This window comes from Streptomyces sp. NPDC002130, from assembly GCF_040296465.1.
Lineage (GTDB): Bacteria > Actinomycetota > Actinomycetes > Streptomycetales > Streptomycetaceae > Streptomyces.
Genome location: NZ_JBEOXI010000345.1, coordinates 1 through 7,017, shown reverse-complemented (window position 1 = coordinate 7,017; position 7,017 = coordinate 1). Strand labels below are relative to the sequence as shown.

The 7,017-nt window shown below is 72.4% G+C and carries 6 protein-coding genes and 1 pseudogene; all 7 read right to left on the bottom strand.

All coding sequences use genetic code 11. From position 1 onward, the window contains the following. Positions 1–103: 103 nt before the first annotated feature. Entirely contained in the window at positions 104–1,177 is a 1,074-nt protein-coding gene (locus tag ABT116_RS37700; RefSeq protein WP_351643759.1) for a sugar phosphate isomerase/epimerase family protein, read from the bottom strand. Positions 1,178–1,258: 81 nt separating this feature from the next. After that, entirely contained in the window at positions 1,259–2,707 is a 1,449-nt protein-coding gene (locus ABT116_RS37695) for an alkaline phosphatase family protein (RefSeq protein ID WP_351643754.1), read from the bottom strand. Next, positions 2,704–3,873 (bottom strand): metabolite traffic protein EboE, encoded by a 1,170-nt coding sequence (gene eboE / locus ABT116_RS37690; RefSeq protein WP_351643749.1) that lies wholly within the window; start codon positions 3,871–3,873, stop codon positions 2,704–2,706. Before eboE ends, ABT116_RS37695 begins: the two co-directional genes overlap by 4 nt. A 3-nt stretch (positions 3,874–3,876) precedes the next feature. After that, on the bottom strand, positions 3,877–4,788 hold the full coding sequence (locus ABT116_RS37685; RefSeq protein WP_351643743.1) for a TatD family hydrolase: 912 nt from the start codon (positions 4,786–4,788) through the stop codon (positions 3,877–3,879). Continuing rightward, a complete protein-coding gene (locus ABT116_RS37680) occupies positions 4,788–5,591 on the bottom strand; it encodes an EboA domain-containing protein (RefSeq protein ID WP_351643739.1) in 804 nt (267 codons plus the stop codon). The genes ABT116_RS37685 and ABT116_RS37680 overlap by 1 nt, the downstream gene beginning before the upstream one ends. Beyond that, on the bottom strand, positions 5,588–6,571 hold the full coding sequence (locus tag ABT116_RS37675; protein WP_351643734.1) for a sugar phosphate isomerase/epimerase family protein: 984 nt from the start codon (positions 6,569–6,571) through the stop codon (positions 5,588–5,590). The genes ABT116_RS37680 and ABT116_RS37675 overlap by 4 nt, the downstream gene beginning before the upstream one ends. Further along, positions 6,568–7,017 (bottom strand): annotated as a pseudogene (locus ABT116_RS37670) (SCO3242 family prenyltransferase); the annotation flags it as partial. The gene ABT116_RS37675 and the pseudogene ABT116_RS37670, both read right to left, overlap by 4 nt.

Sequence of the window (7,017 nt, the reverse complement as noted above, 5' to 3'; positions counted from 1 at the left end):
CTGGACACCAAGCACGCCGCCGACCGGCTGGCCAAGAAGCTGCTGGCCGTGGGCGTGCGCGCGATGGCGCTGCACGGCGGGAATCCTCACGTTTCCGAGGTCGTCAGCACTTCTCCCTCAGGGAGTGCAGGTGCGCGCTGGAGCGGCGGGCGAAGGTGAAGGACTCGGCCGGGTTGTCGTGCTCGGCCTGCCAGTGGTGGGCCATGCGGTGGCCGCGCAGCCGGGTCACGGCGGAGATGAACCGCTGGTAGTCGATGTCGCCGTCGCCGACGTCGGTCATGCGGTAGCCGTACGGGTTCGACGGGTCGCTCTCGCCGTCCTTCACGTGGAAGAGCGGGTAGCGGTCGGGCTGCCGCAGGACGTAGTTCAGCGGCTCGAACGGGGCGGGCGTGCCGTCGGGCCGCTTGGAGAAGCGGAACTGGCCGACGTACGCCCAGTAGATGTCCATCTCCAGGTACACGAGGTCGGGGTCGGTCTCCTTGAGCAGGATGTCGTAGAGGCGGACCTTGGGATTGTCGGTGGCGAAGGAGAACTCCTCGGAGTGGTTGTGCTGGTAGAACTTCATGCCCCGGGCCTTCGCCGCCGCGCCGTACGTGTTGAAGTCCTCGGCGGCGCGCTTCCAGGCGTCGACGGTCGAGCCGTAGCGGAACGGGCCGGCGGCCGTGCCGATGTGCTTGAGGCCGAGCGCCTGGGCGTCGTCGAGGACCTTGGTGAGGTTCTGGGCGAACGTGTAGGCGTTCGGGTCGGAGGAGTAGTAGCCGACGTGGCTGCCGATCGGGTTCAGACCGTGGTTGCGGGCCAGCCGCTTGAGCTGGGCGAGCGTGATGGGGCCCGCGGAGCCCTGGGTGTAGCCGGCGAACTCGACCTCGTCGTAGCCGTACCGTTCCAGTTCGGCGAAGACGGGACCGAAGCCGAGGGTGGAGACCTTGTCGCGCAGGCTGTAGAGCTGTATGCCGAGGCGGCCGGGCGGCAGTACGGGGCGGCCGCGGCCCTTGGAGCCGGACGCGGTGGCGGGCGTGGCGCTGCGGGTGGCGGCCGTGGCGTTGCCGGTGGCGGCGTTCGCCGGGGCCGCGGCGCCGAGCAGGGCGGCGGCGGTGGCACCGGCGGCCACGCCGAGCATGCCTCGTCTGCTGAGGCGGTGGCCGAGTTCGGGGTCGGGCTGGGAGAAGCGGCTCATGCGGGGAACTCCTCGTGATCGCGGGGCGTTGTCAGTGGTGAGTGCTTCACTTGTGACCAGTCGGTACTGAGGGCTGTGACCTCAGGCGAGACCGGCGAGTCGGAGCAGCAGTGACTTCACATCGGTGGCCGCGACGCGGTCGCCGACAGCGCGGGGGGTGGAGCAGATGAGGAGCGGACCGTCGTCGTCGCTCTGCGGAAGGCGGCCGTGGCTGCCGCGAATAGGTGAGGGGTCCAGGGGCACGACCGCCATGCGGTAGCGCATGCCGAGCTTCTTGCGCGCCAGTGCGGTGGCCGCCTTGACCTTGACGTACGGGTCGAGGGGATCCATGAAGAGTTCGACCGGGTCGTAGCCGGGTTTGCGGTGGATCTCGACGAGTTGCGCGAAGTCGGGCGCGCGGTCGTCGTCGAGCCAGTAGTAGTACGTGAACCAGGCGTCGGGTTCCGCCACGGCGACGAGTTCGCCGGCGCGCGGATGGTCGAGGTGATGGGCCTTCTTGCTCTCGTCGTCCAGCAGTTGCGCGATGCCGGGCAGACCGTCGAGCGCCGCCCTGGTGGCGTCGAGGTCCTCGGGGCGGCGCACGTAGACATGGGCGATCTGGTGGTCGGCGACCGCGAAGGCACGGGACGCCATCGGGTCGAGGTACTCCATGCCGTCCTGCGTGTGCACCTCCAGCAGCCCGGCGCGGCGCAGGGCGCGGTTGATGTCGACGTGCCGGTTAACCCGGGTGATGCCGTACTCGGACAGGGCGACGACGGTACGGCCCTCGGCGCGGGCGTCGTCCAGCAGCGGGGCCAGGGCAGCGTCCAGGTCGGCGGCCGCCTTCAGGGAGCGCGGGTCGTCGGGGCCGAAGCGCTGCAGATCGTAGTCGAGGTGAGGGAGATAACAGAGCGTCAGGTCGGGGTGCCAGGTGGACATGATGTGGCGGGTCGCCTCGATGATCCAGCGGCTGGAGACGAGGTCGGCTCCTGGGCCCCAGAAGTGGAACAGGGGGAACGTGCCGAACTTGTCGGTGAGTTCGTCGTGGAGTGCGGCCGGCCGGGTGTAGCAGTCGGGTTCCTTGCGGCCGTCGGCGTAGTAGACGGGACGGGGGGTGACGGTGATGTCGGTGTCGGCGCCCATGGCGTACCACCAGCAGATGTTCGCGACGGTGTAGCCGGGGTGGGCGCGACGGGCCGCGTCCCAGACTTTGTCGCCGGCCACGAGCCCGTTGTGCTGGCGCCACAGCAGGACGTCGCCGAGTTCGCGGAAGTACCAGCCGTTGCCGACGATGCCGTGCTCCGAGGGCATGGTGCCGGTGAGGAACGTGGACTGGGCGGTACAGGTGACGGCGGGCAGGACGGTGCCCAGCGGGGCGCGGGAGCCGGACCGGCCGAGCGCCTTGAGGTGGGGCATGTGGTCGAGGAGACGGGGGGTGAGGCCGACGACATCGAGGACGAGGAGCGGGGTGGGGCGGTCCGTGGCCGCCGGAAGCGGGGCGGGCGTGTCTGTGGCGGCCGGGTCCGGGTGCTCATGGGGGCCGGTGCTCATGGCAGCTCCTTCAGGCCGAGGTCCGTCAGCAGGTCGCGGGCGAGGGTGAGTTCGGCGGCGATGCCCTCGGCGAGTTGGGTGCGGCCCTTGGGGCGCAGCTCGGGTGGGAGGGCCTGCCAGGTGTAGGTCTCGACCTCCAGGTGGCGGGTGAGCGGGGCCGGACCTCCGACGAGCCGGGTCAGTGCGGATTTCAGGACCGGGAGGGTGGAGGTGAGGGGCGCGGCGGGGGCCGCGTGCAGGGGGACGTGGAAGTGCGCCCGCCAGGGTGAGGCCTCCGGCAGGGCGTGTCCGGCGAGGGCCTCGTCGAGGTCGTCGGTGGCGCGCAGGCCGGCGGCGGTGGCCGTGCGGGTCTGGTGCAGGAAGCGGGGTTCGGCGAATGCGGCGAGCGCCTCGCGCACCTCGGGGAGGTGGGGGTGTTCGGCGTGGAGGGCGGCGGAGAGCTGGGATTTGACGACGGGGACGCGGGCCGCGGTGAGCGCGTCCAGGGCGGTGTGCGGATCTTCGAAGGAGGTGGCGAGATGGCAGGTGTCGACGCAGATGCCGATGCGGTGGTGGCCGATCGCGGTGAGCGGGGCGAGGGCGTCGTGGGTGGTCTCGACGACGCAGCCGGGTTCCGGTTCCAGGCCGACGCGGATGGAGCGGCCGGTCAGCTCCTCGAGGGCGTCGAGGCGTTCGGCGAGTGCGCGCAGCGCGGTGCGGGCGGTTTCCGCGCGCTTGTCGTCGTACGCGGTGCGCCAGGCGAGGGGCAGCGTGGAGATGGTCCCGTCGGTGACGTCGTCCGGGAGGAGACCGGCGAGGACGCGGGCCAGGGCGGTGGTGTGGTCGAGGCGCTCCGGATCGGCCCAGTCCGGCTTGTAGACGCGGTACTTGACCTCCTCGGCGCCGAAGCCCTCATAGGGGAAGCCGTTGAGGGTGACGACCTCGAGGCCACGCCGGTCGAGCTCGGTGCGCAGGCCGCGCAGGGCGGACGGGTCGGTGACGAGGGCGTGGGCGGCGTCCTTGGCGAGCCACAGTCCGATGCCCAGACGGTCGCGTCCCAGGCGTCGGCGGACGGGCTCGCAGTGGTCGCGGAGCTGGGCGAGGACGCCGTCGAGGGTTTCGGCGAGGTGGACGTTGGTGCAGTAGGCGAGGTGGACGGTGGAACCGTCGGGGTGGCGGAAGCGCATGATTCACGCCTCCGCGGCGGGGACTCGGACCGGAGAGCCGGAGCCGGTGCCCGCCCCGTGCGGATCCTTCGGGGCGCCGCGGAGGACGGAGTTGCCCTCGTGGGTGGTCTCCGTGCCGGTGACGTCGAGGTTCAGGCGTCCGCTGAGCCCGTAGAAGGCGACGGGGTTGCGCCACAGCACCTGGTCGACGTCGTCCTCGTCGAAGCCCTCCGCCAGCATGAGGTCGCCGACCTTGCGCGTCTTGAGGGGGTCGCTCTTTCCCCAATCGGCGGCGGAGTTCACGAGGACCTGCCCGGTTCCGTAGGTGCGCAGGATCTCGACCATGCGCTCCTCGTCCATCTTGGTGTCCGGATAGACGGAGAAGCCCAGCCAGCAGCCGCTGTCCCTGGCCTCCTTGACGGTGGTCTCGTTGAGGTGGTCGACCAGCACCCGGTCCGGGGCGAGGTCGGACTCCCGGACGACGTCCAGGGTGCGGCGCAGCCCGGCGAGCTTGTCGCGGTGCGGGGTGTGCACGAGGGCGGGCAGTCCGTGGTCGGAGGCGAGCTGGAGCTGCGCGGCGAGGGCGGTGTCCTCCGCCGGGGTCATGGAGTCGTAGCCGATCTCTCCGACCGCCACGACGTTGTCCTTGACGAGATACCGCGGCAGCTCGTCGAGGACGGGCCGGCAGCGCGGGTCGTTCGCCTCCTTGGGGTTGAGGGCGATCGTGCAGTGGTGGGCGATGCCGTACTGGGCGGCGCGGAAGGGCTCCCAGCCGAGGAGGGAGTCGAAGTAGTCACGGAAGGAGGCGGGCGAGGTGCGTGGCTGGCCGAGCCAGAAGGACGGCTCGACGAGGGCGCGGACACCGGCGGCGTACATGGCCTCGTAGTCGTCGGTGGTCCGGGACGTCATGTGGATGTGGGGGTCGAAGATGCGCATCAGGACTCCTTGCCGTGGGGGTGGTCCGTGCCGGGGGGCGGGGTGACGGACTCGGTCAGGTCCAGGACGCGGTACAGGTCCTCGGGGACGGTGCGGCCGGCGGCGGTGCGTTCGGCGGCGTAGTCGCCCAGCATGCGGGCGAGTTCGCCGTCGCCGGCGGCGCGCCGGGGCAGGTCCGCCACGTCGTCGACGGGGACACCGGTGAACAGGCACTTCAGCACGGCGTGGCGCCAGGCGTGGGCGGTCAGGTGGCGGGCGGCGTAGGGGCCGACGGCGGCGCTGAGGAGCCGGGTGTCGTTGGTGCGCAGGGCGTCCTCGATCAGAGGGAGGGCGCTCGGCCCGGACACGAGGTGGGGCAGGGCGTGCAGTACGGCTCGGCGTTCGTCGGCGGTGCCCTGGAAGTACACCCGGGTCAGGGCGTCTGCGCCGGCGCGGGCCGCGTCCAGGATGAGGACGCGTGCGGCGTCGGCGTAGGCGGGGCCGCAGCGCCGTCCGGCTTCGGCGAGGCGCAGTTCCCAGACCGAGATGGGTCCGTGGAGGCCGGGGTGGGCGGCGGCCTCGTCGAGGGCGTGGTCGAGCCAGGTACGGGCGGGCGGGTCGAGGTGGGTGGTGAGGTGGTGGCGGAGGTCGGTGAGATCGGTGAGCGAGGGGGTGGGGGCGGTGTCCCGGGTGGGGAGGCGGGCGTGGGTGCGGGCGTCGCGGGGTCCCTGGGCAGTCCGGTCGGGATCCTTGAGGCTCTGGGTGTCCTGGCTGCGCTCGGTGTTCTCGGCTGTCGCCGCCGGTGTGGCTCGGGGGTGGGTCATCCGGTGCTGCTCCCCTCATGGGTGGTGGAGGGAGCGCCGTGGGGTGGCGCGGCCTGTCGGCGGGCCGGAGCGGAAGCAGGCGACGCGGTGGCCGCGGTCCGCTCGGCGTGACGGAGGAACGGGAGGGAGTGTGCGGCGAAATGCGGGCCGGCGTGGGAGTGGCGGGGCAGTTCGACGACCGTCAGACCCTGGTAGCCGGTGGTGGCGAGGGCCGCCAGGACCGGAGGGAAGTCAATCTCCCCGTCCCCGAAGGGGAGGTGCTCGTGGACACCGCGCCGCATGTCCTCGATCTGGACGTGCCGCAGCCAGGGGGCGGCCGCACGCACGCAGTCGGCCGGAGAAAGGGGTTCGAGGCACTGGCAGTGGCCGATGTCCAGGGTGAGGCCGAGGGGCTCGGGGTCACCGAGGGCGCTGCGCAGCTGGTGGAAGTCGGCCAGGGTGGCCAGGAGGTGGCCCGGCTCGGGTTCGACGGCGAGCGGGACGCCCGCGGAGGCGGCGGCGTCCAGGACGGGGGTCAGGGCCTCGGTGAGGCGTTTCCACGCGGTGTCCGTGTCGGTGCCCTGCGGGACGACTCCGCTGAAGCAGTGGACGGCATGTGCGCCGAGGTCTGCGGCGACCCGGACGGCCCGGACGAGGAGGTCGGCACGGCGGGCCCGGTCGTCTGGTTCCGGGTCGAGCAGGGACGGGCCGTGCTTGCGGCGCGGGTCGAGCACATAGCGGGCGCCCGTCTCGACGGTGACGCCCAGCGCGAGTTCGTCCAGCCGGTGCGCGACCCGGCGGGTGCGGGCTCCGAGGCCCGGGGCGAGCGGGTCGAGGTGCATGTGGTCGAGGGTCAGTCCGACGCCGTCGTAGCCGAGGTCGGCGAGGAGGGCGAGGGCGTCGTCGAGCCGGAGGTCGGCGAGACCGTTGGTGCCGTAGCCGAAACGGAGGGAGGGAACGGCCCCGGCACGGCTCTCGGGGGCGCTGGCGGCGGGGCTCATGTGACGCTCACCTTCTTCGCGAATCGGGCTCCTGACGGGGCGAGGGCTGCGATGAGAAGGGCGGTGGCCGTGCCCCGGGAGCGGGCGGTGAGGGTGGCCTGGAGCGGGATGGTGGCGCGGACGCCGGCGCCGACGGCGCGTTGGGTGAGGGGAGGTGAGGGGTTCAGGGTGGCGTGGAAGTAGGGGCGGGCCGTCGTCGCGGCGTAGGCGGCTCCGAGGGCGGTGGTGAGCAGTGCCGCGGGCTCGGGGCCCGGGTGCCAGGGGGCTCGGGGGCCCGTCCGCGCGTGCGCGGTTGCCTGCCTGCGGCCTCTCGTGGAGGCAGCGGAGCGACGTGTCACCAGCCGGGTGAGCAGCGCGGTCGTTGCGAGGGCCGCCAGCGGGGGCAGGGGCGATCCGCCCTGGCCCTTGAGGACCGGGACGAGGGGGGTGGCGAGGGCGGCGGCGGC

Bases quoted from the DNA above. Each gene is read 5' to 3' on its own strand.
- ABT116_RS37680 (WP_351643739.1), bottom strand. From the start codon at position 5,591: ATGACCCACCCCCGAGCCACACCGGCGGCGACAGCCGAGAACACCGAG.
- ABT116_RS37695 (WP_351643754.1), bottom strand. From the start codon at position 2,707: ATGAGCACCGGCCCCCATGAGCACCCGGACCCGGCCGCCACAGACACG.
- ABT116_RS37700 (WP_351643759.1), bottom strand. From the start codon at position 1,177: ATGAGCCGCTTCTCCCAGCCCGACCCCGAACTCGGCCACCGCCTCAGC.
- ABT116_RS37675 (WP_351643734.1), bottom strand. From the start codon at position 6,571: ATGAGCCCCGCCGCCAGCGCCCCCGAGAGCCGTGCCGGGGCCGTTCCC.
- eboE (WP_351643749.1), bottom strand. From the start codon at position 3,873: ATGCGCTTCCGCCACCCCGACGGTTCCACCGTCCACCTCGCCTACTGC.
- ABT116_RS37685 (WP_351643743.1), bottom strand. From the start codon at position 4,788: ATGCGCATCTTCGACCCCCACATCCACATGACGTCCCGGACCACCGAC.